Source organism: Nocardiopsis exhalans (genome assembly GCF_024134545.1).
Taxonomy (GTDB): Bacteria; Actinomycetota; Actinomycetes; order Streptosporangiales; family Streptosporangiaceae; genus Nocardiopsis; species Nocardiopsis exhalans.
Genome location: NZ_CP099837.1, coordinates 4567523 through 4593035, shown reverse-complemented (window position 1 = coordinate 4593035; position 25513 = coordinate 4567523). Strand labels below are relative to the sequence as shown.

At 69.4% G+C, this 25513-nt stretch carries 24 protein-coding genes and 1 pseudogene; 19 read left to right on the top strand and 6 right to left on the bottom strand.

The window, feature by feature from the left end:
* Nucleotides 1-249: 249 nt before the first annotated feature.
* A complete protein-coding gene (locus NE857_RS20240) occupies nt 250-810 on the top strand; it encodes a GNAT family N-acetyltransferase (protein WP_254417184.1) in 561 nt (186 codons plus the stop codon).
* A gap of 221 nt (nt 811-1031) precedes the next feature.
* Nucleotides 1032-2348, top strand: a complete 1317-nt coding sequence (locus NE857_RS20235; RefSeq protein ID WP_017581097.1) for a phosphoribosyltransferase — start codon at nt 1032-1034, stop codon at nt 2346-2348.
* 193 nt (nt 2349-2541) lie between these two features.
* Here NE857_RS20235 and NE857_RS20230 read toward each other — a convergent pair whose 3' ends face one another.
* On the bottom strand, nt 2542-2841 hold the full coding sequence (locus NE857_RS20230; protein ID WP_017588640.1) for a WhiB family transcriptional regulator: 300 nt from the start codon (nt 2839-2841) through the stop codon (nt 2542-2544).
* 841 nt (nt 2842-3682) lie between these two features.
* Here NE857_RS20230 and NE857_RS20225 point away from each other — a divergent pair.
* From NE857_RS20225 to NE857_RS20165, 13 genes and pseudogenes are all read left to right on the top strand, one after another.
* Entirely contained in the window at nt 3683-4090 is a 408-nt protein-coding gene (locus tag NE857_RS20225) for a YccF domain-containing protein (protein WP_254417183.1), read from the top strand.
* Between the two features lie 201 nt (nt 4091-4291).
* Nucleotides 4292-5614 (top strand): AI-2E family transporter, encoded by a 1323-nt coding sequence (locus tag NE857_RS20220; protein ID WP_254422044.1) that lies wholly within the window; start codon nt 4292-4294, stop codon nt 5612-5614.
* Between the two features lie 307 nt (nt 5615-5921).
* The gene (locus tag NE857_RS20215) at nt 5922-7520 is read left to right on the top strand and encodes an ABC-F family ATP-binding cassette domain-containing protein (protein WP_184364726.1); all 1599 of its coding nucleotides are present in this window, start codon (nt 5922-5924) and stop codon (nt 7518-7520) included.
* Nucleotides 7521-7786: 266 nt separating this feature from the next.
* Nucleotides 7787-7993, top strand: coding sequence for a helix-turn-helix domain-containing protein (locus tag NE857_RS20210; protein ID WP_254417182.1), 207 nt, complete (start codon nt 7787-7789; stop codon nt 7991-7993).
* Between the two features lie 70 nt (nt 7994-8063).
* Nucleotides 8064-8906 carry an enoyl-CoA hydratase/isomerase family protein gene (locus NE857_RS20205; protein ID WP_254422043.1) on the top strand — a complete coding sequence of 281 codons (843 nt, stop codon included), beginning with the start codon at nt 8064-8066 and terminating at the stop codon, nt 8904-8906.
* On the top strand, nt 8834-9355 hold the full coding sequence (locus NE857_RS20200; protein WP_254417181.1) for a hypothetical protein: 522 nt from the start codon (nt 8834-8836) through the stop codon (nt 9353-9355). Before NE857_RS20205 ends, NE857_RS20200 begins: the two co-directional genes overlap by 73 nt.
* 401 nt (nt 9356-9756) lie before the next feature.
* Nucleotides 9757-11328, top strand: a complete 1572-nt coding sequence (locus NE857_RS20195; RefSeq protein ID WP_184364724.1) for a DEAD/DEAH box helicase — start codon at nt 9757-9759, stop codon at nt 11326-11328.
* A gap of 212 nt (nt 11329-11540) precedes the next feature.
* On the top strand, nt 11541-13148 hold the full coding sequence (locus NE857_RS20190) for an alanine/glycine:cation symporter family protein (RefSeq protein ID WP_184364722.1): 1608 nt from the start codon (nt 11541-11543) through the stop codon (nt 13146-13148).
* 239 nt (nt 13149-13387) lie between these two features.
* On the top strand, nt 13388-14470 hold the full coding sequence (locus NE857_RS20185) for a permease (protein WP_184364721.1): 1083 nt from the start codon (nt 13388-13390) through the stop codon (nt 14468-14470).
* Nucleotides 14467-15345 carry a TIGR03943 family putative permease subunit gene (locus NE857_RS20180; protein WP_184364719.1) on the top strand — a complete coding sequence of 293 codons (879 nt, stop codon included), beginning with the start codon at nt 14467-14469 and terminating at the stop codon, nt 15343-15345. Before NE857_RS20185 ends, NE857_RS20180 begins: the two co-directional genes overlap by 4 nt.
* 230 nt (nt 15346-15575) lie before the next feature.
* Entirely contained in the window at nt 15576-17006 is a 1431-nt protein-coding gene (locus tag NE857_RS20175; protein ID WP_254417180.1) for a sensor histidine kinase, read from the top strand.
* Nucleotides 17003-18019: pseudogene (locus tag NE857_RS20170) on the top strand (AI-2E family transporter); the annotation flags it as partial. The gene NE857_RS20175 and the pseudogene NE857_RS20170, both read left to right, overlap by 4 nt.
* 252 nt (nt 18020-18271) lie before the next feature.
* A complete protein-coding gene (locus tag NE857_RS20165; RefSeq protein ID WP_184371871.1) occupies nt 18272-18910 on the top strand; it encodes a TVP38/TMEM64 family protein in 639 nt (212 codons plus the stop codon).
* Nucleotides 18911-18966: 56 nt separating this feature from the next.
* Here NE857_RS20165 and NE857_RS20160 read toward each other — a convergent pair whose 3' ends face one another.
* From NE857_RS20160 to NE857_RS20150, 3 genes are all read right to left on the bottom strand, one after another.
* Nucleotides 18967-20298 (bottom strand): ABC transporter substrate-binding protein, encoded by a 1332-nt coding sequence (locus NE857_RS20160; protein ID WP_184364716.1) that lies wholly within the window; start codon nt 20296-20298, stop codon nt 18967-18969.
* Between the two features lie 298 nt (nt 20299-20596).
* Complete coding sequence (locus NE857_RS20155) at nt 20597-20812, bottom strand: helix-turn-helix domain-containing protein (RefSeq protein ID WP_246420243.1); 216 nt, start codon at nt 20810-20812, stop codon at nt 20597-20599.
* Complete coding sequence (locus tag NE857_RS20150; RefSeq protein ID WP_184364714.1) at nt 20812-21045, bottom strand: hypothetical protein; 234 nt, start codon at nt 21043-21045, stop codon at nt 20812-20814. Before NE857_RS20150 ends, NE857_RS20155 begins: the two co-directional genes overlap by 1 nt.
* Before the next feature lie 153 nt (nt 21046-21198).
* Here NE857_RS20150 and NE857_RS20145 point away from each other — a divergent pair, with 153 nt between their 5' ends.
* From NE857_RS20145 to NE857_RS20135, 3 genes are read left to right on the top strand one after another with little or no spacing between them, the layout of a single operon-like run.
* On the top strand, nt 21199-21969 hold the full coding sequence (locus NE857_RS20145; RefSeq protein ID WP_184364711.1) for a helix-turn-helix domain-containing protein: 771 nt from the start codon (nt 21199-21201) through the stop codon (nt 21967-21969).
* Nucleotides 21969-22139 carry a DUF397 domain-containing protein gene (locus NE857_RS20140; RefSeq protein ID WP_184364710.1) on the top strand — a complete coding sequence of 57 codons (171 nt, stop codon included), beginning with the start codon at nt 21969-21971 and terminating at the stop codon, nt 22137-22139. The genes NE857_RS20145 and NE857_RS20140 overlap by 1 nt, the downstream gene beginning before the upstream one ends.
* Nucleotides 22136-22315, top strand: coding sequence for a DUF397 domain-containing protein (locus NE857_RS20135; RefSeq protein WP_184364708.1), 180 nt, complete (start codon nt 22136-22138; stop codon nt 22313-22315). The genes NE857_RS20140 and NE857_RS20135 overlap by 4 nt, the downstream gene beginning before the upstream one ends.
* A 32-nt stretch (nt 22316-22347) precedes the next feature.
* Here the strand turns inward: NE857_RS20135 and NE857_RS20130 are convergent, their stop codons facing one another.
* The gene (locus NE857_RS20130) at nt 22348-23268 is read right to left on the bottom strand and encodes a LysR family transcriptional regulator (protein ID WP_184364706.1); all 921 of its coding nucleotides are present in this window, start codon (nt 23266-23268) and stop codon (nt 22348-22350) included.
* 268 nt (nt 23269-23536) lie between these two features.
* Here NE857_RS20130 and NE857_RS20125 point away from each other — a divergent pair, with 268 nt between their 5' ends.
* Entirely contained in the window at nt 23537-24691 is a 1155-nt protein-coding gene (locus tag NE857_RS20125) for an acyl-CoA dehydrogenase family protein (RefSeq protein WP_254417179.1), read from the top strand.
* Here NE857_RS20125 and NE857_RS20120 read toward each other — a convergent pair.
* Nucleotides 24688-25482 carry a 4'-phosphopantetheinyl transferase family protein gene (locus NE857_RS20120; RefSeq protein ID WP_254417178.1) on the bottom strand — a complete coding sequence of 265 codons (795 nt, stop codon included), beginning with the start codon at nt 25480-25482 and terminating at the stop codon, nt 24688-24690. The genes NE857_RS20125 and NE857_RS20120 overlap by 4 nt on opposite strands.
* Between the last annotated feature and the right edge of the window lie 31 nt (nt 25483-25513).

Sequence of the window (25513 nt, the reverse complement as noted above, 5' to 3'; positions counted from 1 at the left end):
CCATGAGGGGACGACCAGTGTTTTCCAGGGGTTCTGCGCGCCCGGGCTTGCCTTTGGCGACGGAGCCGTTTTACATAGGGGTTCTGCCCTCGTCACAGTGAAGCCCCGAGCCCCCTCCCGCACTCCGACACGGCCCCTGCCCACGGCCGGCCCCGCGGCCCGCTCCCGCGTAGGCACCCCCTGCCCGCCGACTCCCTCACACCGGGACGCGCCGTGCCCCGACGGTCCCGGTCGGAACCGGAAGATCACATGATCAGAACGAGCGCGCTGCGAGAAACTCCGACTCTCACCGGGAAGAGCGTACGACTGGTCCCCTTGGGTCCCGAGCACACGGACGCCTATTTCGCCGCGGGACTGGACGAGGAGGTCCGCAGGCTCACTGGTACCCACGGCCACCTCACCTACGAACGGGCACGCGAGTGGTGCGAGAGCCGCGAGGGCCGCGGCGACCGGCTGGACCTGGCCATCATCGCCCCCGCCGACGGCCGTTACCTCGGTGAGCTGTCCATCTACGCCGTCTCGCCCGAGAACGAGACCGCCGGGTACCGCATCGCCCTGTCGGCGATCGAGTTCACCGGCCAGGGGTTGGGTAAGGAGGCCACCCAGCTGGTCCTGGAGTACGCCTTCGAACAGATCGGCCTGCACCGGGTCTGGCTGTACGTGTACGCCTTCAACATGCGCGCCATCGCCGTCTACCGCTCCTGCGGCTTCTACGTGGAGGGCCGCCTGCGGGACTCTCTGCTCTGGGAGGGCCGCCGACACGACGCTCTGCTGATGGCCGTCCTCCGCACAGGGTTCAGGGGGCGTTGAGGCGGTGCTGAGGCGGCGTTGCCGGAGCGCTGAGGGAGCACGGGCGGGCGCGGCCGGGGCGGCCGGGGCGGCCGGGGACAGCGGCCCCGGGCGGTTTTTGCCACCGCGCGGGGTTGTAACCCGCGTACGGCGGGGTATGCCGGTACCACTTTTCCAGCGGCTCACTTCAGACAGCCGGAAGGAGCGGTGCCGGGCTCCGCGGCCCTGGCGCCGGTGCGGACATGAACCCGGTACCCGTTTCCCTGCCCTTCACCGACCGGTCCGAGGCGGGACGACGCCTCGCAGAGCGGGTGCGTCCCCACGCCGTCAACGACCCGCTCGTGCTCGCGCTGCCCCGCGGTGGGGTTCCGGTCGGGGCGGAGCTGGCTGAGCGCCTGGCCGCCGATTTCGACGTGCTCCTGGTCCGCAAGATCGGTCTGCCCGGACAACCGGAGACGGGTGTGGGCGCGATCGCCGAGGACGGGCACGTGTTCTACGACGACCGTGCCCTGGCCCGGATGCGGGTGCCCCGCCAGGCCCTGTCCGACACGGTGGCCTCCGAGCGTGACGAACTCGACCGCAGGAAGCGCGCCTACCGTGGGGGGCGTCCGGCCCCCAGGATCGCCGGACGCGACTGTGTGGTCGTCGACGACGGTGTCGCCACGGGGGGAACCGCCCGGGCGGCCCTGAGGATGGTGCGCCAGGCGGGCCCGGCGCGCTTGGTCCTGGCCGTGCCGGTCGCCGCGCCGGAGGCGTTGGAGGCGCTGCGCGAGGAGGCCGACGCCCTGGTCGTGCTCACCGCCCCGGACAACTTCCGGGCGGTAGGGGAGTGGTACCGCGACTTCGGCCAGCTCTCGGACGGTGAGGTGATCGCGGTCCTGTCCGAGCGCGAGCGCCTCCATCGGCGGCCCGACGTCGCCAGGGCGGTGCGGATCCGGGCGGGACAGGTCTACCTCGACGGGGACCTGACCATGCCGACGGCGCTGCGCGGCGTGGTGGTGATGGCGTTCGGCCAGGGGCAGAGCGACCCCCGTTGGCGGGCGACCGCCTCGGCGATGCAGCGCGCGGGCTACGCCACCCTGCTGCTGGACCTGCTCACCGCGGACGAACAGGGCGCCGACGGCGCCGCGGGCGGTGAGACGGACACCCGGGTCCTGGGTGAGCGGTTGGGCGCCGCGGTGAACTGGTTGCGGCGCGCCACCGACGCGGCCAGCGAACCGTTGGGGGTACTGGGTTCGGGCGCCGCGGCCCCGGCCGCGCTGCTGACCGCCGCCGAACGGCCCCAGGACGTGGCGTCGGTGGTGGTCCACGGTGGGCGCATCGACCAGGCCGAGCCTAGCCTGGCCGAGGTGCGGGCACCGACCCTGGTCCTGTTGGAGAGCGCCGACTCGTTCGTCCGGGAGCTGGGTGAGTGGACCCGGGGCCGGCTGGGCGGCCCCTCGGAGCTGAGGGTGGTCTCCGGGGCCGAACGGCTACTCCGGGGCGACCTGGGCTGGCGCCAGGTGGCGGTGGAGACGCTGGGCTGGTTCGACCGCACTCTGTCCCAGCGGCCGGAGTGAACCGTCAGCGCTGTTCGGGGTGGTTCCCGGCCCGGATGATTCGGGGCCGGGAAATCTACTGCCCAGGTGATCCTTCGGCGGACATTCGGGACATCGGGCATGAGAAAACCCGCGGCGCCCTCGACGTACTACGTCGGGGCGCCACGGGTTATCGGGGCCGGGGCCACCGGGAGAGATCCGCTCGGCGGAATCGTCAGGCGGCGTTGGCGCGGCGCATCCGGCGACGGCGCTCGGAGGCGCGCTCGTCCTCGTTCAGTCCGCCCCAGGTTCCGTACTTTTCCGGACGCGAGATCGCGTAGTCCAGGCAGTCGGTCCGAACCGGGCAAGCCGCACAGATCTCTTTGGCCTTGCGCTCCCGAATCTCCCGCTCCGGCTGGCGTTCGCCATCGGGGCCGAAGAAGAGCACAAGGTCCTCGCCCCGGCACGCGGCGGCATCCTGCCACCCCCAGCTCGGGCGGGGGCGCAGCGCGGCCTGCCGACGTACCTGAGACATGCTTGAACCACCTCTACTGAAATCACTAGTAAGCTGTCTGAAAAAGCTTCAGTCACCAAAAGTTGGTCATGCGGCGTGAGTCACCCCGCACGACGCAAACGTCGAGCGGTGTTGACGTTGTTCCCCGGTGTGGCTGAGACCACGAGAAGCGCCATCACAGAGGCGATGCCTGCGGATGATGGGGTGCTCTCACGCGAACGGCCGCGGAGGCGGTGACAGCCTCCGTCTGAGCCGGTACGTAATCATGCCATCCCCACTCCCGATCCTGCACGGGGGGTGGGGAAATTACTCATCCAACCGTTACCGAAACCTGATGCTTGGCGTCCGGTCTCTGGTTGTCTGTTGGATTTTGTCGCACTTCGCCAGATCTTCCGTCTTGCGAAGGACACAGCACATCGTATGGTGCGATGTCCCTCCTGCCTAGGGGGTCCTCCTGATACGCCGATCACATTGCGGTCTAACCATGCTCTCGAGATTGGGTGTGACCGAATGTCCTCACTCAGGGCGACCACGGCCCGGTGCTCCACCGGCTTCCCCCGCTAGGCTCGGCGTGTCGCCTGAGCCCTTCGCGACACACCGGTTCCCCGCGGCCCCCGAGTTCCCGCGGAGTCCCCCGTACCCCTCCTTCCGTCCCGAACGGCACACCGCCGCCGCGAGCCCCCGCCGCGGCCGCTCCGTACCGTCCCCTAGGGGAAGGACCAGGGGGCCGGGAAAGGAACAGGGCATGGTGCGCGAGCGTCCCAGACGATAGAAAACAGGGTGCGCTCGACCATCCGCCCTATGCGGAGGAGGCGCACGCCGTCCCGATCCTGAGCGGGACCGAACCAAGGAGACGAACACCGTGGCCCTCTTGCGGCTCATCCTGAACATCATCTGGTTTTTCGTCGCTGGATTCTGGCTGGCTTTCGGCTATGTCATCGCCGGGATCATCTGCTGCATCCTCATCGTGACGATCCCCTTCGGCGTCGCCTCCTTCCGGATGGCCAGCTACGCCATCTGGCCCTTCGGCCGCGACCTCGTGCGCAGGTCCGGCTCCGGCGGCGGCGCCACCTTCATGAACGTCATCTGGCTGATCGTCGCCGGCTGGTGGCTGACCATCGGGCACATCGCCACCGCGCTGGCCCTGGCGGTCACCATCATCGGCATTCCGCTGGCATGGGCCTCGCTCAAGATGATCCCGGTCGCGCTGGCCCCCTTCGGCAACGAGATCGTCCGTAGCGGTCAACCCCGGGAACCGTGGCGTTTCTGACGGATTTGATCTCTCCCGACTGATATCTCACGATTGATCTCCCGCGGGGTCCGGCAGAACCAGCGGGCCCCGCGGCGCATCCCCCAGACGCCCCCGCAACACAGACATCCCCCGGAACAGTGTCGACACGTGGCCGCCGCAGGACCGGCCACCGCGCAACAACCAGAGAATGGAGTCCATGTGCAAGCCCAACGGCCGGGAGTGTGGGCGCTCCTGAACAGATGGCTCGTCGCCCGCAGAGCCCGCGCCGAGCGCCTCGCCCAACTCGAGGCGCAGGAGGAGGCCAGATCCGCGGCCGAACCCCCGGCCGAGGAACAGGCCGCCGAGCAGGAGGACGTCGGCGCCGGCGACCTGCTTCGCGTGGTCAGCGACGTCGCCTGGAGGATGCTGATCATCGGCGTCGTGGCGGGCCTGCTCGTCTACGCCGTCATCTACCTGCGGATCATCACCCTGCCGGTCGTCATCGCGGTGTTCGTCACCGCGCTGCTCATGCCGATGGCCAAGTGGCTCCGGTCCAAGGGCCTGGGGCGCGGGACCTCCACCGCGGCCTCGATCCTCACCGCCCTGGTCGTGCTCGGCGGGGTGATCACCCTGATCATCCAACCCGCAGTCCAGGGCATAGACGGCCTGATCGCCAGTGTCTCCAGCGCGTTCATCGGACTCCAGAACTTCCAGCTCGACCTCCCCTTCGGGTTGGACGCCGATCCGGCGCTGCTGGCCAACATGTTCACCAACGCCTGGGACCAGATCCAGGGCATGATCACCGAGAACACCCAGGAGCTGGTCAGCGGCGCCTGGACCGCCGGTGCGGCCGTGGTCCAGGTACTCATCAGCCTGGTGCTGATCATCGCCCTGACCGTGTACTTCGTCCATTCCGGCGACAAGCTGATGGACTGGTTCGTCACGCTGCTGCCGCCCAAGTCCCGCCCGGGCATGCGCCACGCCGGGGGCGTCGCCTACGGGGTGATGGGCCGCTACGTGCGCGGAGTGGCGGCGGTGGGTGTCGTCGACGCCGTCGGCATCGGCATCGTCCTGCTCATCGTCCTGGACGTGAACCTCGCCATCCCGCTGATCGTGCTGACCTTCGTCGGCGCCTTCCTCCCGGTCATCGGGGCCTTCCTCACCGGGATCCTGGCCGCCCTGGTGGGCCTGGTCGCCGAGGGGTGGCCGACCGCCCTGATCATCGCGGTGGCGGTCATCGTGGTCCAGCAGGCGGAGAGCAGCGTCTTCGCGCCCCGGATCTACGGCCAGGCGCTGGAACTGCCCGCCCCCATCGTCCTGATCGCCATCACCGCGGGCGGCATCCTGGGCGGCGTCCCGGGCATGTTCCTGGCCACCCCGGTGGCGGCCGTGCTCGCCGCGCTGCTGCGCAACCGCCCGCCCTCCCACCACGAGGACGGGGAGAACTCCGGCGAGGACGACGGGGACGGGAACAAGCCCCCCGCCAAGGAAGCGGCCGCCGTCGTGGTGGTCGCCCCGCCCTCGGAGCAGCCGGAGAAGAAGGACGACCCCGCCAAGGAGTGACCCCCCGAGGGAGTGAAACAGCGGAGTGAGTTCGCCCCCGTTCGCGCCCCCGCGGGAATGCTTCGCGCCCCCGACCCCGTTGTGCGGTCGGGGGCGCGACCGTGTTCCTGGCCCTCCCGTACGGACCCGCACGTGAAAACCCCTCGCGCCGCCCCTCGCCCCAGCCGTTAGTCTGGGTCGGTCGGTCCGAGGACACGTCCATGCGCGGCCCCTGCCGCGAGACCACCGCCGAGCCGCCCTTCCGGGTCGGCGCCGTGCGGATCCCGACCGCCCGAACCGCCACACCACTGTTGAGGATGCCCCACCCATGTTGATCGCCACCGACCTCGAACTGCGCGTCGGACCTCGTCTCCTGCTGGAGCCGACGACCTTCCGTGTCGCCGCGGGGGACCGGATCGGACTGGTCGGCCGCAACGGTGCGGGCAAGACCACCATGACCAAGGTGCTCGCGGGGGAGGGTCTGCCCACCGGCGGCAAGGTCTCCAGCTCGGGCAGCATCGGCTACCTGCCGCAGGACCCGCGCACCGGCGACCTCGATGTCATCGCCAAGGACCGCGTGCTGTCCGCGCGCGGGATCGACGAGGCCCTCAACGGTCTGCGCGAGGCCGAGAAGAAGATGGCCAGCGACCACGAGAAGACCCGGAACAAGGGCGTGCGCCAGTACGCCCGCTGGGAGGAGCGCCTCCACGTGCTGGGCGGTTACGCCGCCGAGTCCGAGGCCGCCGCCATCGCCTCCAGCCTGGGCCTGCCCGACAAGGTGCTCTCCCAGCCGCTGCACACGCTCTCCGGTGGTCAGCGCCGCCGGATCGAGCTGGCGCGCATCCTGTTCAGCGGTGCGGACACCCTGCTGCTGGACGAGCCCACCAACCACCTGGACGCCGACTCCATCGTCTGGCTGCGTGACTTCCTCAGGCACCACCAGGGCGGGCTCATCGTGATCAGCCACGACGTGGAACTGGTCGAGCACGTGGTCAACAAGGTGTTCTATCTGGACGCCAACCGCAGCACCATCGACATCTACAACATGGGCTGGAAGCTGTACCTGTCCCAGCGCGAGGCCGACGAGCGCCGTCGCCGCCGCGAGCTGGCCAACGCCGAGAAGCAGGCCGACACCCTGCGCAAGCAGGCGGACAGGTTCCGGGCCAAGGCCTCCAAGGCGCGCGCCGCGCAGCAGATGCTCAACCGCGCCGACAAGCTCCTGGACGGGGTCGCGGGGGTGCGCCAGTCCGACAAGGTCGCCAAGCTGCGCTTCCCGGACCCGGCGCCGAGCGGCCGCACGCCGTTGATGGCCGAGGGGCTGTCCAAGTCCTACGGTTCGCTGGAGATCTTCGCCGGGGTGGACCTGGCCATCGACCGCGGCAGCCGCGTGGTCATCCTGGGCCTGAACGGCGCGGGCAAGACGACCCTGCTGCGCTTGCTGGGCGGGGTGGAGGAGCCCGACTTCGGGGAGGTCGTCCCCGGGCACGGACTCAAGCTCGGCTACTACGCCCAGGAGCACGAGACCCTGGACGTGGAGCGGAGCGTGCTCGAGAACATGATGAGCGCGGCCCCGAACCTGCCCGAGGTCGAGGCGCGTAAGACCCTGGGTTCGTTCCTGTTCACCGGGGACGACGTGAGCAAGCCCGCGGGTGTGCTCTCCGGTGGTGAGAAGACCCGGCTGGCCCTGGCCACCCTGGTGGTCTCCAGCGCCAACGTGCTGCTGCTCGACGAGCCCACGAACAACCTGGACCCGGCCAGCCGCGAGGAGATCCTGGCGGCGTTGCGCAACTACAAGGGTGCGATCGTCCTGGTGACACACGACGAGGGCGCGGTGGAGGCGTTGCAGCCAGAGCGCGTCATCATGCTGCCCGACGGTGTCGAGGACGTGTGGAACGCCGAGTTCGAGGACCTCATCGCACTGGCCTGATTCTCCGGTCCTGATTCCCTTGGCCTGATCCGGGCCTGAGGACAGCGACCTGACCGGGATGGTCCGTGTGACCACGGGGACGGGGTGGACGCCCAGAGCGCTGGGAGGTTCACCTCTCTTCTTTTCGGACGCGGTTAGTGGTTCTCCGAAACCCGCTGCTTTCGGCGTGGCGCCCGACGAATGTGGCGGCCCGTGATCGGGATGTCCGATCATGGCTTTGGTTCCGGACCGGTGGAAACCCCACCGCCGTCGAAGGGGAGAGAACTGTGAGTGACGCGTTGAGAAAGGGCACCCGAGTGTCGGGGGCGGACCGCTCCGAGCTGGCCTCCCAGCTCAGGCGCCGTTATGACGAGGGCGAGAGCATCCGCAGCCTGGCGGCGGCGACCGGTCGTTCCTACGGATTCGTGCACCGGCTGCTGAGTGAGGCCGGGGTGGAGCTGCGCGGACGCGGCGGCGCGACACGCAAAGCCTGATCCCCCTGCACAACCAGGGTTACTGGCGAGTAGGGTCGGCTTGTTGTCAACCGACGTGACGGAGGAACTCATGGCACAGGACGCGCGGGAGCCCGGGAAGCAGGAACTGCCCACCGAGGAGGAGCTCACCCGGGCCGGGCTCAGGCTCGCGGTGGAGGGGGCGGTCGCCCGCATCACGATCAGCCGTCCCGAGCGCCGCAACGCGATGACCGGACGCACCTGGACGACTCTGGCCCACATCGGCCAGGCACTCCCGGGCGATGTCCGAATCGTCGTCATCGCCGGAGAGGGCGACATCTTCTCCGCCGGGATCGACCTCAACATGTTCACCCCCGAGGGGGTGGACGGTGAACGCTCCATCGTCGCCGGACTGGCCGACGGTTCGTCCGACGAGGCCGACCTGGACGCCTACATCTCCGAGCTCCAGCAGGGCTTCCTCTGGCTGCGCCGCCCCGACCTCGTCACGATCGCCGCGGTGCGCGGCCACGCCATCGGTGCCGGGTTCCAGCTCGCCCTCGCCTGTGACCTGCGCATCCTCGCCGACGACGCCAAGTTCTGCATGAAGGAGCCCGCCCTGGGCCTGGTGCCGGACCTCACCGGTACCAAGCCCCTGGTGGACATCGTCGGCGTCCACCGCGCCACCGAGATCTGCCTGACCGCCCGCAAGGTCGGCGCGGAGGAGTCCCGCGAACTCGGCCTGGCCACCCTGGTCGTCGGTGTCGACGAGCTCGAGGGCGCCGTGGACGACGCCGTCGCCGGGCTGCTGGCGACCAACCCCGACGCCGCCGTCGCCACCAAGGCCCTGCTGCAGCAGGCGGCGGGCAACACGCTCCAGGAGCAGTGCGCCGCCGAGCGCAAGGCCCAGGTGGGCCGCCTCACCGCCCTGGCCAAGGCCATGGCGCCCGACGCCTGACCCCGCCGTTCCGGTCCCGTCGACGGGACCGGAACGGACCGCTCGTTCCGGCGGTCGGGGAGGGGCGCCTCGTCCACGCGGCCGAGATCCTGTGCGCGCTGCTGGCCGACGACCAGGAGCTCGCTGCCCTGGCTGCGGCGGGCGCCTTCGAGGAGTACGCGCCCTTCCTCCCGGTTCAGCTGAGGGAGGTCGAACAGGGCGCCCGGCCCCGTGAACCCGGCCCCACCGACCCCTCCGTCCCCGCCCGAAATACCGCGCCCACCCTGTTCCTGCGCGGAACGGACCCGGCTCCGGCCCCCTGGTTCGACGCGGGCGCCCGACACGTCACCGCACACGTGGCCGCGGCCACCGCCGCCGAGGCCGAAGGCGCCGGGCACTTCGGGGCGGCCCCGGCCCCGGAAGCCGTGGCCGAGGCGCTCGTCCGTTTCCTCCACGCGGTACCGGATTGACCGGGCCGCCCCCGGTGGCGGCCTCGGTATGCTCCCGGTGCTCCGCTGCTGGCCCGAGCCTCGGGGGCGAGGTCGGGGAGACCGGTATCACCGGCGAAAAACCCCTGTCCCGTCCCCGCTTCGGCACGATCTCTAGTACGCTGCTCCAAGCGGTCGATGCATGCCGCGCGCATCCGAGCGCGCCGGGCCGCCAAGACGCGGAGAGCGTGTCGACCCGCTCGACATCACTCTTGACCCGAAGAGCACACGAGCCCCACTTTCGTAGGGGCCGCTTCCGCGTGTGATCAGGCGCGTTTGTGTGATTTCTTCGCTGGGTCCGGCTGTGACCGTGTGGAGCCTTCCTCGAAACGCTGCCAAACGATGAGGAAGGTACACGTCACTTGACGACGGACACTGCCGTAATGCCCGCTTTCGACTCTTTGGGTCTGCCCCAGGACATCGTCGACGAGCTGGCCAAGAACGGTGTGACCAACCCGTTCCCGATTCAGGCCGCGACCATCCCCGACGCCATCGAGGGCCGTGACGTCCTCGGCTGCGGGCGCACCGGTTCGGGCAAGACCCTGGCCTTTGGCCTGCCGGTCCTGATGCGCTGCGCCGAGCGCCGCGCCGCCGCCAACCGCCCCCGGGCCCTGATCCTGGTCCCCACCCGCGAGCTCGCGCACCAGGTGCGCGACGCCCTGCGCATCTACGCCCGCGTCCTGGGCGTCAAGGTCGGCGACGTGGTGGGCGGCAGCTCCTACACCCGACAGATCAACGAACTGCGCCGCGGCGTCGACCTGCTGGTCGCCACCCCGGGCCGCCTCACCGACCTCATCGACCAGGGCGCCTGTGACCTGGGCGACGTCGAGATCTCGGTGCTGGACGAGGCCGACCAGATGTGCGACATGGGCTTCATGCCGCAGGTCAGCGAGCTCCTCGACATGGTGCGCCCCGACGGCCAGACCCTGCTGTTCTCGGCCACGCTCGACGGTGACGTCGACAAGCTCGTGCGCCGGTACATGAACGACCCGCAGACCCACTCCGTGGACCCGCCGGTCTCCCAGGTCACCACCATGGAGCACCACCTGCTCAAGGTGCTGCCCCGCGACAAGAACAAGATCGTCGCCCAGATCGCCGCGCGCGAGGGCCGCACCATCATGTTCGTGCGCAGCAAGTACCGCGCCGACACCATCAGCGAGCAGCTGGCGGAGGCGGGCGTGCCCAGCGCCTCCCTGCACGGCGGCAAGACCCAGAGCGTGCGCACCCGCACCCTGGCCAAGTTCCGTGAGGGCAAGATCCAGACCCTGGTCGCCACCGACGTCGCCGCCCGCGGCATCCACGTCGACGGCATCGACATGGTGGTCAACATCGACCTGCCCACCGGCCACAAGGACTACCTGCACCGCGGCGGCCGTACCGCCCGCGCCGGCTCCTCGGGCTCCGTGGTCTCCCTGGTCGCGCCCAACCAGCGCCGCATGGCCCGCCGTCTCATCAGCGACGCGGGCGTCGACGCCAAGCAGCACCTGGTCAACCCCGGTGACGAACTCCTCTCCGAGGTGACCGGCGCCCAGGAGCCCAGCTGGGAGCCGTGGATCGAGCCGCCGGAGCCCGTCCGCGAGCGTCGCGGCCGCGGCGGCCCCCGTCGCGGTGGTTACCGTGGCGGCGGTGGTGGCGGCTACCGCGGTGGCGGTGGCGGTGGCGGCGGTTACCGCGGCGGTGGCGGCGGCGGTGGCTACCGCGGCGGCGAGCGCGGTGAAGGCGGTTACCGCGGTGGTGACCGTCGCGAGGGTGGCGGCGGCTACCGTGACGACCGTCCCCGTGGCGAGGGCGGCGGCTACCGCGGCGGCGAGAGCCGTGGCGAGGGCGGCGGCTACCGCGGCGGCGACCGTCGCGGTGGCGGCGGTTACCGTGGCGGGGACTCCCGCGGCGGCTACCGCGGCGGACCCCGTCGCAATGACCGCAACGACCGCTACGACTCCGCTCCGCAGCGCTAGCCAACGCGCGGTGGCCTAGCCACCAGCGGTGACGCAGTACCAGAAACACCCCGAGGCGGGTCCGGCCACAGGCCGGGCCCGCCTCGTCATCGTTTACGGTCCTTTACTGCCCCTTCGCGTGTTCCAGGTGACCAAAATCCCTTCTGGCGTGGACAGTTGTCCGCAAACCCCGATCCCGCACGCGGGACCACACGCCGCCTGAAGGGGAACGCGTGACCGTCCTCAACGACATCCTGGTCGCCCTCAACGACTTCTTCTGGACCTTCTTCCTCATCCCGCTCCTGGTCATCCTGGCCATCTACTTCACCGTGCGGTCGGGGTTCGTCCAGATCCGTCTGCTCCCGGAGATGTTCCGCGTCCTGCGCAGCAGCCCGGGCCTGGCGCCCGACGGCAAGAAGGAGATCTCCTCCTTCCAGGCCTTCGCGCTCTCGGCGGCCTCCCGGGTGGGCACGGGCAACATCGTCGGCGTGACCCTGGCGATCATGCTCGGCGGGCCCGGCGCGGTGTTCTGGATGTGGCTGATGGCCGCGGTCCTGGGCGCGGCGTCGTTCGTGGAGTCCACCCTCGCCCAGCTGTACAAGGTGCGCACCAGCAGCGGTTTCCGCGGCGGCCCCGCCTACTACATGCTCTACGGCCTCGAACGCCGCTGGATGGGCGTGCTCTTCGCCATCATCATCACGGTGACCTTCAGCCTCATCTTCAACTCCGTGCAGGCCAACAGCATCGCCGGGGCGATCGGCACCACGGTCACCGAGTTCGGCGGTCCCAGCGGCTTCTGGATCAACGCGGCGATCGGCCTGGCCCTGGTGCTGCTCACCGCGGCGGTCATCTTCGGCGGGGTGCGGCGCATCGCGACGGTCGCCCAGGGCCTGGTCCCCCTGATGGCCATCCTCTACATCCTGCTCGGCGTCGCCGTGGTCGTCCTCAACATCGAGGCGGTCCCGGGGGTCTTCGGGAGCATCTTCGCGCACGCCTTCGGCTTCCGAGAGGTCGCCGCCGGCGGTGTGGGCACGGCGATCCTGTGGGGACTGCGGCGCGGCATGTTCTCCAACGAGGCCGGTCTGGGCTCGGCGCCCAACGCCGGCGCCACCGCCTCGGTCTCCCACCCGGCCAAGCAGGGCCTCGTGCAGACCCTGGGCGTGTACTTCGACACCTGGCTGATCTGCTCGGTGACCGCGTTCATCGTGCTCCTGTACGGCACGGAGTTCGACCCGGACGTGGCGGCGATCGAGGTCGCCCAGCTGGCCCTGCAGAGCTCTCTGGGCACCTGGTCGATCCACGCCCTGACGGTCATCCTGTTCCTGCTGGCCTGGACCTCGGTGCTGGGCAACTACTACTACGGCGAGTCCAACCTCCAGTTCCTGGACGCCACCCACCAGCACATGACCTACTTCCGCTACGCGGTCCTGGCCTCCGTCTTCCTGGGCTGCGTCGCCCCGCTGGCCGTGGTGTGGAGCTTCGCCGACATCTCCATGGGCGTCATGGCCACCGTCAACCTGCTGGCCATCGCCCCGCTGTCCACCATCGCCTTCCGCCTGCTGGCCGACTACAGCCGCCAGCTGCGCAACGGCCTGGACCCGCAGTTCACCCTGTCCAAGATGCCCGACCTGAAGAACGTGCACTGCTGGGGCGAGGCCGGCGGCCCGCTGCCCGACGCGGTGGACCGGGGCGAGGGCCTGGCCGAGGGCGACCCGGAGCCGCAGTTCACCCCGGAGGTGGACGGCGCCGAGGGCAGGCACGGCCCGGACTGGGACCACACCGCCGCCGGTGCTTCCGGCGAGCACGGGGACGAGGACAAGGGCTCGAATCGGGACGACTAGGGTCGGTACTCCGCGTCGAAAACGCGGTTCGGTCGGGACGCCGTTCCCGGTTTCATGTCCGCTGACGGTAGGGGCGGGCTACGGTCGGCGGGCGTTGGTGTCTTGGGTCACACTTTGCCGCCGTTTCCTGTGTGCGCCAACCCCCGGTTGTCCACAGGTCGTCTCCTCATGACCCAAACGAAAATCATTTTCGGTTACTATGCGAAAAGTCCCCAACCGAACCCCGACGGAGTGCCCCTGTGTCCGAACGGACCGCATCGGAGCGCGGATCCGCGCCCGATCCCGACGCCTCGCTCGGTGACTCGATCGCCGGCGGCTGGGACAACCGAGCAGATGAACTACCGCCCGCCGAATGGGGGCGTGAGAAGAGCACGCGCAGAACCGGAACGGTCTGGCTGTTCGCCCTGCTGATCACGGCGATGGCGGTGGCCCACTCCTGGCTCACCGACGAGCTGACCAGCCAGGCCTTCCTGGCCTGGGCCACGATCTTCACCGCGATCAGCTTCCAGGCGCTGCCCTTCCTGGTCTTCGGGGTCGCCCTGTCCGCGGGGCTGGTCGCGTTCGTGCCGTCCTCCGTCTACCAGAAGTTCATCCCGAAGAAGCCGGGCCGCGCGGTCCCCGTCGCGGGCGCTTCGGGGGCCCTCCTGCCGGGCTGTGAGTGCGCCTCGGTGCCCATCGCGGGCAGCCTGATCAAGCGCGGCGTCGCCCCGGCGGCGGCGCTCACCTTCCTCCTCGCGGCGCCCTCCATCAACCCGATCGTCATGATCGCCACCGCCGTGGCCTTCGCCGGGCAGCCGGAGATGGTCCTGGCGCGGTTCGTGGCCTCGCTGCTCGCCTCGGTGGTGATCGGCTGGATCTGGGTGCGCTTCGGCAAGGCCGACTGGCTGCGCCTGCCCTCGCGCACGCACGCCCCGGGCGCCTCCAAGTGGCAGGTCTTCCGCGAGTCCATGCTGCACGACATGATGCACGCGGGCGGCTACCTGGTGGTCGGCGCCCTGGCCGCCGCGACCCTCAACGTCATGGTGCCCCGCGAGTGGCTGCTGGCCGTGGCCGAGGCCCCGATCATCTCGGTGCTGGTCCTGGCCCTGCTGGCCATCCTGCTCTCGATCTGCTCGGAGGCCGACGCCTTCGTCGCGGTCAGCCTCACCGACTTCTCGCCCACCGCCAAGCTCGCCTTCATGGTCATCGGCCCGATCGTGGACCTCAAGCTCATCGCGATGCAGGCCGGGGTGTTCGGCTGGCGCTTCGTCGCCAGATTCGCCCCGATCTGTCTGGTGGTCGGCCTGCTGAGTACGTTCCTGATTGGAGCTCTGATCTTTTGAACCGCATCGCTCAGGGGCTCACGCTCGTTCTGCTCGGCGCCGCTGCGCTGACCGCGACGATCCCCACCGACCTGTACCTGAACTGGGTCAAGGGGGCCTTCGGGCCCTTCCTGATCGCCGCCGGTGTGGTCATGGTCGTGCTCGGCGCCCTGGTGATCACGGCCGAGGTGCGCGGCGAGGGCCAGGCGCTGGACGAGGAGCCCGCGGTCCCCGAGGACGCCGCCGAGGAGCACAGAACCGTGGCCGCCTCTGTCGAGGCCCACGAGCCGCACGAGGGCGGCTCGGACCGCTCCGAGCTGGACCGGGCCGCCGCGGAGTACGGCGGCGGTTCCGGGCACGACCACGGCCACGACCACTCGCGGGCCCCGCGCGTGGCCTGGCTGCTCCTGCTGCCGGTGGTCGCGGTGTTCGTGATCGCGCCGCCCGCGCTGGGGTCGTACACGGTGGAGAGCACCGGCGGCTCGTCCGGTCCGCCGCCCCGGGACGACCGCGCTTCCTCCAGATTCAGCGACAACCTCACCGACGCCGCCCCCGGCGACGTGGTCGAGCTGGACATCCAGCAGTTCGTCCTGCGGGCCTGGGTGGACGAGAACCGGGAGATGGCCGGCCGCGAGGTCGAGCTGACCGGCTTCGCCGTGCCCGTACAGGACGGGGAGGGCTGGTACCTGGCCCGGCTCCAGATGGCCTGCTGCGCCGCGGACGCGGTGGTCAACAAGATCCTGATCACCGACCACCCGGCGCCGGAGGCCGACACCTGGTGGCAGGTGCGCGGCACCTGGGTGGAGCCGGAGGGCGACCTGTACGAGGTCGCCCAGCACGAGATGGAGACCCTTTCGGTCACCGAGGTCACCAATCCGCCGGAACCGTACGAATAGGAACACCCCGGACGAGGGCCGCACGGAATAGCCCGTGCGGCCCTCGCCGCTTCCGGTCCCGCTGTTTCCGCAACGGCTGTTTCGGTGGCTGTTTCCGCGGCTGTTTCAGCCTTCCTCGGTGCGGAAGGGGTGAATCGTCCGGATCGGGATCTTGTCCCCGTTCCGGTACTTCGGTCGCCACACCGGAGGTAATTCGACAGTTTTTTATTGCCCTGAGTAACAATGGTGGGGTGGCAGAACGGCAGGAACGATCCCGGGGACCATGGCGCGCCCTGCGTCCGCGCACTATCCGTGCCCGGGTCACCGCCGGAGCCGTCGCCATGCTTGCGCTGGTCCTCTGTGTGGCCCTTACCGCCGCCGCCCTGCTGATCCGCGAACTCACCCTGAGCCAGCTGCGGGAGCGGGCCGCGGAGGGTGCGCGACACGTGGTGGATCACATCATGACGGAGCGTTACGACGGTCCGATCCCCGCCTCCGAACCCATCACGCGCTTCCAGGTGATCGACTGGCAGACCGACGAGGTCCTGGCCGCCAGCGACACCCTCCGCGGTGTCCCGCCCCTGACCGAGCACGATCCGGAACCCGGCGATTTTCGGTTGGATGACATCACCTGCGGAATGGTCGCGGGAGACCAGAGCGGAGACTGCTTCCAGGTGGTGGGATACGCGGTCACCGGTTCCGCCTACGGGGACGACGTCCTGGTGCTCGCGGCCACCCGCACGCCGCTGATCCTGGCCGAGAACGTCCTGGAGATGGTACTGCTGGGGACCTCGGTGGCCCTGCTCTTCGGTACCGGGATCATCATCTGGTACGGGGTGGGGCGCGCACTACGCCCGGTGGAGCAGATCAGCGCCGAAATGGACCGGTTGTCCGTCAGCGATCTGCACCGGAGGCTGCCCGTGCCCAAGAGCGACGACGAGATCGCCCACCTGGCCCGCACCGCCAACTCCAGCCTGGCCCGACTGGAGGAGGCGGTCACCCGCCAGCGCCGCTTCGTCTCCGATGCCTCCCACGAGTTGCGCAACCCCATCGCGGGCATGCGCACCAAACTGGAGGTCGAACTCTCCGACCCCGAACCCGACCAGCGCGCGCGGGAACGGCTCCTGACCGGGCTGCTGTCCGACACCGAACGGCTGGAGAACATCGTCTCCGACCTCCTGGAGCTGGCCCGCCTGGACACCGACGTCGCGATGAAGCGCGAGAAGGTCGACCTGTCCGACCTGGCCGAGGGGGAGTTCTCCGGCAGACGCGGGTCGGCCGAGGTGCTCGTGCACACCTCCGGTCCGGTGTACGCCTACGTCAACCGGCTCCGTGTGGTCCGGGTGCTGACCAACCTCGTGGCCAACGCCGAACGCCACGCCAACGGCCGCATCGACATCATCGTCCAGCACCACCAGGGCGCCGCCGTGGTGGAGGTCCACGACGACGGCTCGGGCATCCCCGTCAAGGACCGCGAGCGGGTCTTCGAGCGCTTCTCCCGGCTCCCGGAGTCCAGGGAACGCGACCCGGGCGGCAGCGGGCTGGGGCTGCCCATCTCCCGGGAGATCGTGCAGGCCTACGGGGGCACTCTGGTCGCCGGGCACAGCGACCTGCTCGGCGGCGCGCTGTTCGTCCTGCGCCTGCCCGACCCGTCGAACCCGCCCTCCGAGCAGGACCGGTGACGGTCGGGAAGGAGGCGGCCGACACCGGGAACACCGGGAACACCGGGAACACTGGAGAGCCCAAGGCCGTCGCGCCCCCGCAGGGCCCGGCAGCCGGACCCGAGAAGGAGCAGACCGGGCCCATCCCGGCCCCCGGAGGCGCCGGCGCCGGTGAGAACCCGCTGCGCTGGCTGAGCGGCGGCGGACCGAACCGCCCCAACTACTTCCTGGTGGGCTTCGTCGGCGCGCTCGGCGTCCTGGTCGCCTGGCTGCTGGTGAACGCCCTGATCAGCGTGCGGGCGGTGCTCGTCTACATCCTGGTGGCGCTCTTCCTCGCCATCGGCCTCAACCCGGTGATCGAGTCCCTGCGACGGCTGCGGCTGCCGCGCTGGGCGGCGATCGTGACCGTCTGCCTGGCGATGCTCGGCTTCCTGGCAGTGTTCGTGTGGGCGATCATCCCGCCGCTGACCGAGCAGGTCAGCTCCTTCGCCGCGAACCTGCCGACCGCCTTCGACCGCCTGCAGAACTCCGCGTTCTTCCGCGACCTGGACCAGCGTTACGACGTGCTGGACCGGGTCGAGGCCATGCTGACCGGGGACGACTTCGGCCAGCAGATCTTCGGCGGCCTGGTCGGGGTCGGACAGGTGGTGTTCAACTCCCTGTTCGCGACCTTCACGGTGCTGATCCTGACGCTGTTCTTCATGGCCTCGCTGCCCGGCATCATGAACGTCTCCTACCGCTTCGTGCCGCGCTCGCGCCGGGACGGGGTCCGGGAGATCGGCGACGAGATCGTCCAGCGGATCGGCGCCTTCATCGCCGGTCAGCTGGTGGTGGCGGCCTTCGGCGGGGTGGTGGCCTTCCTGTTCCTGTGGGCGATCGGGTCGGCCTACGCGCTCACCCTGGCCCTGGTGGTCGCGGTGACCGCGCTGATCCCGCTGGTCGGCACCACCATCGGCGCGGTGGTGGCCTCCCTGGCCGTGGCCATCGGCGACCCCTGGATGGGGCTGGTCACCCTGGCGTTCTTCCTCGTCTACCAGCAGATCGAGAGCTACGTGATCTCGCCCAGGGTGATGCGGCACGCGGTGGACGTGGTCCCCCACGGTCAACATCACCGCCGCTCTGGTCGGCGGCGCCCTGCTGGGGCTGGTGGGCGCGCTCCTGGCGATCTCCACTGCGGCCGCGCTCACCCTGGTGGTGAAGAAGGTGGTCTTTCCCCGGTTGGAGCGGCGCTGAACGACACCGAGCAGGGCCCTAGCCTGGGACGAATGGACAAGAAGTGGGGCTGGCTGTGGCGCGGGGCGCTGCTCGCGGGCTGGGTCGGCCTGCTGCTCTGGGCGATCCTGTACGGGCCCGACCTGGAGACGGTACGGGCCTGGACCGCCGACGCCGGGGTCCTGGGCGCGGTGGTCTACCTGGCCGCCTACACCCTGGCCGTGCAGGCGCTGGTGCCGCGTCCGGCGCTGAACATCGCGGGCGGGCTGCTGTTCGGCCTGGCCGCGGGGGTGGTCCTGGCCCTGGCCGGGGGCGTGCTGGCCGCGTTCGTGCAGTTCATGGTGGCCCGCTACGTGGCCGGTGACGCGCTCGCCCGCAGGCTCCCCGAACGCGTGCGGACCCAGTTGGAGGGGCTGGTCGGCGGCCGGGCCCTGCTCGCGGTGATCCAACTGCGACTGATTCCGGTGATCCCGTACCAGATGGTCAACTACGGTTTCGGGCTGACCGGACTGCCGGTCGGGCCGTTCGTGCTGGGCACCGCCATCGGGTCGCTGCCCGCCACCGCCGCGATGGTGCTGGTCGGCACCGGCGGGATCGACCTGGGCTTCCCGGTGGCTGTGGCCACCGGGGCGGCGGCCATGCTGCTCGGCCTGGCCTGGTGGCTGCGCTCGCGCAAGAAGCGCAAAAACGCGACGGGTGCGGGTCAGAACTGACCCGCACCCGTCTTCACCGGGGGCGTTCCGGGCACACCCGGTGTTTGTGCTGCGTGTTATTCGCTGCCGTTACCACTGCCGCCGAAGAGCGGGACCTCGTCCGGGGTGGGCCGGTCCAGCTCGAAGGGCTCGATCTCCCCGCCGTCGCTGTCGGTGATGCGGGGCTCCTGGAGGATCTCGGGCTTCTCTCCGGCGTTGTTCTGGACCACCATGACGCCCGCGTAGCCGCTGTGGTCGTCCTCGGTGGCCACGAAGGGCACCATGCCCGGTCCGGCCCATTCCTGGGCGTGCAGGGTCTCCCGGAGGGTTTCGCGGTTCAGGTCCGGGCCGACCTCCATGAGGAGCTGGGCGAGCAGGGTCGCCTGCACCATGCCGTACACCGTGGTGTCGGTGAAGGGAGCGCCGTCGTTGTACTCGTCGTGGATCTCACGGTAGAAGGCGGTCCAGGGGTCGTCGGTCTGGGCCGCCATCGGGAGGAACGCGGTGATGATGAGGCCGTCGGTGAAGGCCTCCGGCGGCACGTCCTCGGCGGGGGTGCCCTGGGCGTGCTCGGCGATGAGTTCGGAGACGATCTGCACGTCGCCGCCGAAACTGGGCGCGACCCACTGCGGCTCGTAGCCGATGGCCTGGGCGTTGAGGATGGCCAGGCCGAGGAAGGCGGGGATGCAGTAGCAGACCGCGACGTCGGCGCCGGATTCCTTCAGCGCGGCGATCTGGCCTTCCAGCTCGGGGACGCCGGGGTCGTAGGACTCCCAGGCCACGATGTCGTCGATCAGATACTGCTCGATCCCCGAGTGCGAGGCGGGGCCGACGTCGTCGTTCTGGTAGAGCAGGCCCACGTCCTTACCGGGGAAGTTCTCCGCGATGTAGGCGCCCTGGACCTTGGCCTCCTTGGAGTAGTCCACCTGGAAGCCGTAGCTGTAGGGGTACTCCTCGGGCTGGTCCCAGGCCAGGGCCCCGGAGGAGACGAACAGGTCGGGGATGCCCTCGGCGTTGAGGTCGTTGATGACCGCCTCGTGGGTGGGCGTGCCCAGCCCGCCCAGCATGGCGAATATTTCGTCGTCGTCGATCAGGCTGCGCGTGACATCCATGGTCTGCGCGGGGTCGAAGGCGTCGTCCTCGACCCGGTAGTCGATCTGCCGACCGTGGATGCCGCCGTTGTCGTTGATGTAGTCGAAGACGGCGCTCGCCCCGGTGGAGACGTGCACGAAACCGGGGGAGGCCGGTCCGGTGAGTGGCTGGTGGGTGCCGATGACGACGCTGTCATCGGTGACCCCCATGGTGACGTCGTCCGCGGCGGTGGCGTCGTCAGCCGAATCGGGGTCGCCGCACGAGGCGACGAGAAGGGCGACGGCGAGAGCCGCAGCCGCTGTTCCCAGTGATCGCATGTTGGTGTCCTGAACTCGGTTGTGCCTTCGCAGCGGGAGGCCTGTCTGGCCCGTGGGGGAAAGCGGCTTCGTAGCTCGGGAGCGGGTGCGGGGGGCGGGTCTTCCTACTCGCCAGTACGTTACCGGTTGGTAAATATCATACGAACGTGATTCACCACTGCAACCGTCGGTAACGCCAAAACCTCCTTTGGCCGGTCGACATCCCCTGTCCCATCGCCCATGCCGGGCTTTTGACGAGGGCAAACGAACAGGGCGCCACCCACATGGGTGACGCCCCGTCGGGGGGATGCTGTCCGGTTCAGGTCTCAGGGTTGCCTCGCTCCTCCATGAAGGCGAAGACGTCTCCGGCGTTGAAGTATCGCCAGCCGCGCAGGTTCTTCAGGGCGGGGAGCCTGCCGGAGCTCTCGAGCTTCTTGACGGTGGTGGTGCCGACTTTCAGTACGACGGCGACCTCCCCGGTCGTGAGGTACATGCTCGGGTCGGTGTCCATCAGGTATTCGCGACTCTCGATCATCAGCGGTCCTCCATGTAGATCCCCGCGTACTGCCTGATGATCTGGTCGACCGCGTCCCCGGGGCTGTGCCGATCCACGAACTTAGGTTCTCCCGCCGGAGAGGGCCAGCAGAACCACGCTTCGTTACAGGTGACGTCCACCCGCTGGCGGAGATAGGGGTCGTTGACGACGAGGGTGTTGCCCTCCCGGTAGGTCAGGAGCTGGCGTGCCTTGAAGGCCTGCTCCAGAGCCACGAGGGGTTGGGTCGAGGTTTTCGGCTGTGCCCGAAGGCGTCCGTTCGCATCCACGAACCCAGCGTCATGCCCGAGGCCCGTGTTTCACAGTTAGTGATCTATAACCCCAGCGGACCTAGTTCTAGGTAGAACAATCTGCGTAGCGTTTGAAACATGGTGGAACAAGAATTTGGACAATACCTGAAAAAAGAGCGCAAACGCGCAGGTTACACGCTTCGCGGACTCGCGAAGGCAGCGGGAACTTCTGCTTCCACTCTCTCCCGCTGGGAAAACGACCACAGCGTCCCGGTCCGCAGGGACGTGTTGAAGCTGGACGAGGCGCTCGGCCTGAAGGGTGCACTTTTCCGAAAATGGGAGTTTTATACCTCTCCGTCTGCTCTGCTCCCCTGGATGCTGGACGCAGGGAAACTGCAGGAAGCCGCGACTGCGATCACTTGCATCTCTCCTGCCCTGCTTCCCGGGTTGTTGCAGAGCCCGCTGTACGCGGAGGCGGTTTTCAAGGAGGGGCAGCCTCTGTGGTCCGCCACTGAGATCGCGCGCGTCGTCGCGCTCCGCGCGAACCGGTACGAATACCTCAGGGAGCGCAACAATCCCGAGATCACCGCAGTAATTCCCGCCGCTGCGCTGTCGATGCTCCCCGAAGTGATCCGTCGTGAGCAGGTGCAACGCCTGCAGTGGTTGATGGATGACGGAGTTCGGTTTCACCTGGTCCCGCCGCCCCGGATCATATTGGGGGTGACTTCCCCGCTGTTGCTCGTGCGGCTGGAAGATGGGACACGAGCGGCTTCCTCTGATCACCAGAGCGGTAACGTGGTCTTCGACGCGAGCAGTGGGTTGGAGCGGCTGTTTGAGATCGAGCGCCGTGTGTTGGCGGACGCTCTCCCCTTGGAACAGTCTCGGCAGTTGTTGAAGGAGATGATCTAGTGTCCAACGGTTGGCACAAGTCCAGTTACAGCGACTCGGGTTCTCAGTGTGTCGAGGTCCGGGAGCACGAGTCGGGCGCGGACGTGCGGGACACGGTCAACCGCGAAGCGGGCCACCTGTCGTTCCCCGCTGCCGAGTGGCGCGCGCTCGTGGAAGGGCTGGTCCGATGACGGGCAGCTGGCACAAGTCGAGCTACTCCCACGATGGGGGGCACTGCGTCGAAGCACGTGAAACCCCCAGCGGCGCGGATGTGCGCGATACCCAGAACCGGGGTGCGGCGACGCTGTCTTTCCCCTCTGCTGAATGGCATGCGCTGCTGATGGCTGAGGCTCGCGCGGCGCGCTGACCTCAGCCCTCATCCCCTCAAGCTGTGGGCCCTCACTCGGTTGGAGTGGGGGCCTCCTTCAACTCACCTCTGTTGAGCAGCTCGCGGGCCAGGCGAGCGATACGTGCGGATGCCTGGTGCACGGTGCTGTCGCGTCTCCACACCAGGAGATGCCTGAGCTGTATCGGGGCTCCATCCAGCTGTCGGACCACGACACCCTTACCCGCGTCGAAATCGGCCTGGCAGGGGGCGATCGCTCGGCGATCGGCGATCAGGTCCCGGATCTCCGACCTCTCGTAAAGCCGGTACGGCACCTGCGGACTGAATCCCGCCCTCTGACACGCCAAATAGAAACACTCGGGCCAGCCGGTCCCATCCGGGGGAGTCAGCGCCCACGGCGACTCAGCCAGGTCCTCCAGTTGGATGAACGGCTTCTCCGCCATCGGGTGCTCCTCCCAGAGGGCCACGTGCAGCGGATCCACGGCGAGCATCGCCCAGGCGAGCGGCCCATCCGAGGGAAGGTCACGATCCACGTAATCCATGGTCGTGCCCAGGTCCAGCCTTCCGGCCCGCACAAGGTCGGTCACCAGTTTGGGCGAGTACTCCGTGCGCACATGCACCGGAACGTTCGGGAAGATCTCCGGAAGACGCGCGGACAGCTCCACGGTGAGCGGCCCGACTCCGCCCACGCGCAGAGTACTGGGGGAGGCCCCGCGCGCCGTGATGTCGTTCAGCAGATCATCCATGGACAGCAGGACCCCGCGCGCCCGGACGAGGACGAACTCGCCGAGTTCGGTCGGCCGCACCCCCGAGCGCCCCCGATGAAACAGGGGTCCGCCCACCTCGCGTTCGATCCGCTGTAGCTGGGTCGTCAGGGCAGGCTGTGACGTGGACAGCGCCGCGGCCGCCTTGGTCACGCTGCCGGTATCGGCCAGCAGGCAGATCGTTCGAAGGTGGCGGAGTTCGAGGTCCATGCGTGGAATCTAAGGCGCGGACACCCCCCGTGTACAGACGCGCGGGCCAGAACGGACGCGTTGCACACCCTGTGCAGCGCGAACCCGCACGACGGGCTTCCGTGTTCAGGGGATCCGGGTTCCGGGCCACCTGGTTGGTGTCCGGCACGGCACATTGGGATAAGGTGCCGTGCGTCACCATATAGTTGGACGACCTACTAAATTCGCGGCGACCCCGCGATGCCAGTCGGTCCGAGGCGCACCTGGGCGCGCAACCGTGGGAGAGTTCATGGCGGTCGAACGCACGCTGCACACACCCGAGGCCGAACAGCTCCTGGAGCTGACCCGGGAGATCGTGGACAAGGAGATCGCCCCGCGCGCGGCCGGGGACGAGGAGAACTCCGTCTTCCCCCGCGACGTGTTCGCCACCCTGGGCGAGGCCGGACTGCTCGGACTGCCCTATCCGGGCGAGTACGGCGGCGGCGAACAGCCCTACGAGGTCTACCTCCAGGTCGTGGAGGAGCTCGCCCGCGGCTGGCTCGCGGTGGGCCTGGGCGTCAGCGTCCACACCCTCTCCTGCTACCCGCTGGCCGCCTTCGGCACCGCCGAGCAGAAGGCCGCCCACCTTCCCGCCATGGTCGGCGGCGAACTCCTGGGCGCCTACTGCCTGTCCGAGACCGCCTCGGGCTCCGACGCCGCCGCCCTGGCCACCCGCGCCGAGCGCACCGACTCCGGCTACCGGATCAACGGCGCCAAAGCGTGGATCACCCACGGCGGCCGGGCCGACTACTACGCGCTCTTCGCCCGGACCGGCGCTCCGGACTCGGGCGCCCGCGGCATCAGCTGCTTCCACGTGCCGGCGGACACGCCGGGCCTGGGTTCGGCCGCCCCCGAACACAAGATGGGCATGCGCTCCTCACCCACCGCCGGGGTGCTCTTCGACGACGTCGAGCTCGGCGCCGACGCCCTGGTGGGGGAGGACGGTCGGGGCTTCGGGATCGCCCTGTCCGCCCTGGACTCCGGTCGCCTGGGCATCGCCGCCTGCGCCGTGGGTCTGGCCCAGGCCGCCCTGGACGCCGCCCTCGCCTACTCCCGCGAACGCCGCCAGTTCGGCAGCGCCATCGGTGACTTCCAGGGGCTGGGCTTCATGCTCGCCGACATGGCCACCCAGATCGCGGCCTCCCGCGAGCTCTACCTGTCCGCCGCCCGCCTGCGCGACGCCGGGCGCCCGTTCAGCAAGCAGGCCGCCATGGCCAAGCTCCTGGCCACCGACACCGCCATGAAGGTCACCACCGACGCCGTCCAGGTCTTCGGTGGCTACGGCTACACCCGGGACTTCCCCGTCGAGCGCTACATGCGCGAGGCCAAGGTCCTGCAGATCGTGGAGGGCACCAACCAGGTGCAGCGCCTGGTCATCAGCCGCCACCTGGCCAACGAGGGCTAGCCGCGCAGGAGGTCGGCGGTGCGCTCGGGGGAGTGCACCGCCAGCTCCACCGGGCGGTCGGTCAGCACCGCCAGCGCCGAACGGTACTCCTCGCCCCGGTCCAGGTCCGACAGCCACGCGGTCTCGGGTCCGCCGCCGCCCTCCCAGGACAGCAGCCGCGCCTCGGTGTGCGGGGGACTGACCGAGACCCTTCGCAGCCCCCCGGACAGGCCCAGGCCGGTCGCCTTGAGCAGGGCCTCCTTGCGCGCCCAGTAGCCGAAGAACGCTCCGGCCCGGCCCGGCTCGGGCAGGGCGCGCCACTGCTCGTGCTCGGCGTCGGCCAGCGTGTACCCGGCCAGACCGTCCAGGTCGCGAGCGTCGGAGATCCGCTCCACGTCCACACCGACCGGCACCTCGCGGGCCAGTGCCAGGGCCACCCACTCACCGGAGTGGCTCACCGAGATCTCCCACCCCCGGGCGGCCCCGGTGGGTACCGGCTTGCCGTGGGGTGCCTGCCCGCCCGTCCCCGAACCCTGTTCCGGGTGCCCGTCCGCGCCGGTCCGCGACTTCTCCTCGCACGAACGGCAGCGCAGGTCGAAGGTGACCTTCTCCGGAGCGCAGCCGGTGCGTTCGGCCAGTGCCAGGCGAGCCAGCGAACGCCCCAGGAGGTGGCGGTCGCGGTCGGCCTGGAGCCGGAACCGGGACTGGCGGGCGAGTTCCTCGCTGTCCAGCAGGCGCAGCAGACGTTCGCTCGCGGCGGAGGTGTGGGCCCACCACACCGTGGACTCGAGGGGTGCGGAGCTGAGGGTCATGCCCCCATTGTGGCTGATCTTTCGGGGATCG

Excerpts from the sequence above, each read along its gene's own strand:
- NE857_RS20240 (WP_254417184.1), top strand. The coding sequence starts at position 250 with ATGATCAGAACGAGCGCGCTGCGAGAAACTCCGACTCTCACCGGGAAG.
- NE857_RS20235 (WP_017581097.1), top strand. The coding sequence starts at position 1,032 with ATGAACCCGGTACCCGTTTCCCTGCCCTTCACCGACCGGTCCGAGGCG.
- NE857_RS20230 (WP_017588640.1), bottom strand. The coding sequence starts at position 2,841 with ATGTCTCAGGTACGTCGGCAGGCCGCGCTGCGCCCCCGCCCGAGCTGG.
- NE857_RS20215 (WP_184364726.1), top strand. The coding sequence starts at position 5,922 with ATGTTGATCGCCACCGACCTCGAACTGCGCGTCGGACCTCGTCTCCTG.
- NE857_RS20205 (WP_254422043.1), top strand. The coding sequence starts at position 8,064 with ATGGCACAGGACGCGCGGGAGCCCGGGAAGCAGGAACTGCCCACCGAG.
- NE857_RS20195 (WP_184364724.1), top strand. The coding sequence starts at position 9,757 with ATGCCCGCTTTCGACTCTTTGGGTCTGCCCCAGGACATCGTCGACGAG.
- NE857_RS20160 (WP_184364716.1), bottom strand. The coding sequence starts at position 20,298 with ATGCGATCACTGGGAACAGCGGCTGCGGCTCTCGCCGTCGCCCTTCTC.
- NE857_RS20155 (WP_246420243.1), bottom strand. The coding sequence starts at position 20,812 with ATGATCGAGAGTCGCGAATACCTGATGGACACCGACCCGAGCATGTAC.
- NE857_RS20145 (WP_184364711.1), top strand. The coding sequence starts at position 21,199 with ATGGTGGAACAAGAATTTGGACAATACCTGAAAAAAGAGCGCAAACGC.
- NE857_RS20135 (WP_184364708.1), top strand. The coding sequence starts at position 22,136 with ATGACGGGCAGCTGGCACAAGTCGAGCTACTCCCACGATGGGGGGCAC.
- NE857_RS20130 (WP_184364706.1), bottom strand. The coding sequence starts at position 23,268 with ATGGACCTCGAACTCCGCCACCTTCGAACGATCTGCCTGCTGGCCGAT.
- NE857_RS20125 (WP_254417179.1), top strand. The coding sequence starts at position 23,537 with ATGGCGGTCGAACGCACGCTGCACACACCCGAGGCCGAACAGCTCCTG.
- NE857_RS20120 (WP_254417178.1), bottom strand. The coding sequence starts at position 25,482 with ATGACCCTCAGCTCCGCACCCCTCGAGTCCACGGTGTGGTGGGCCCAC.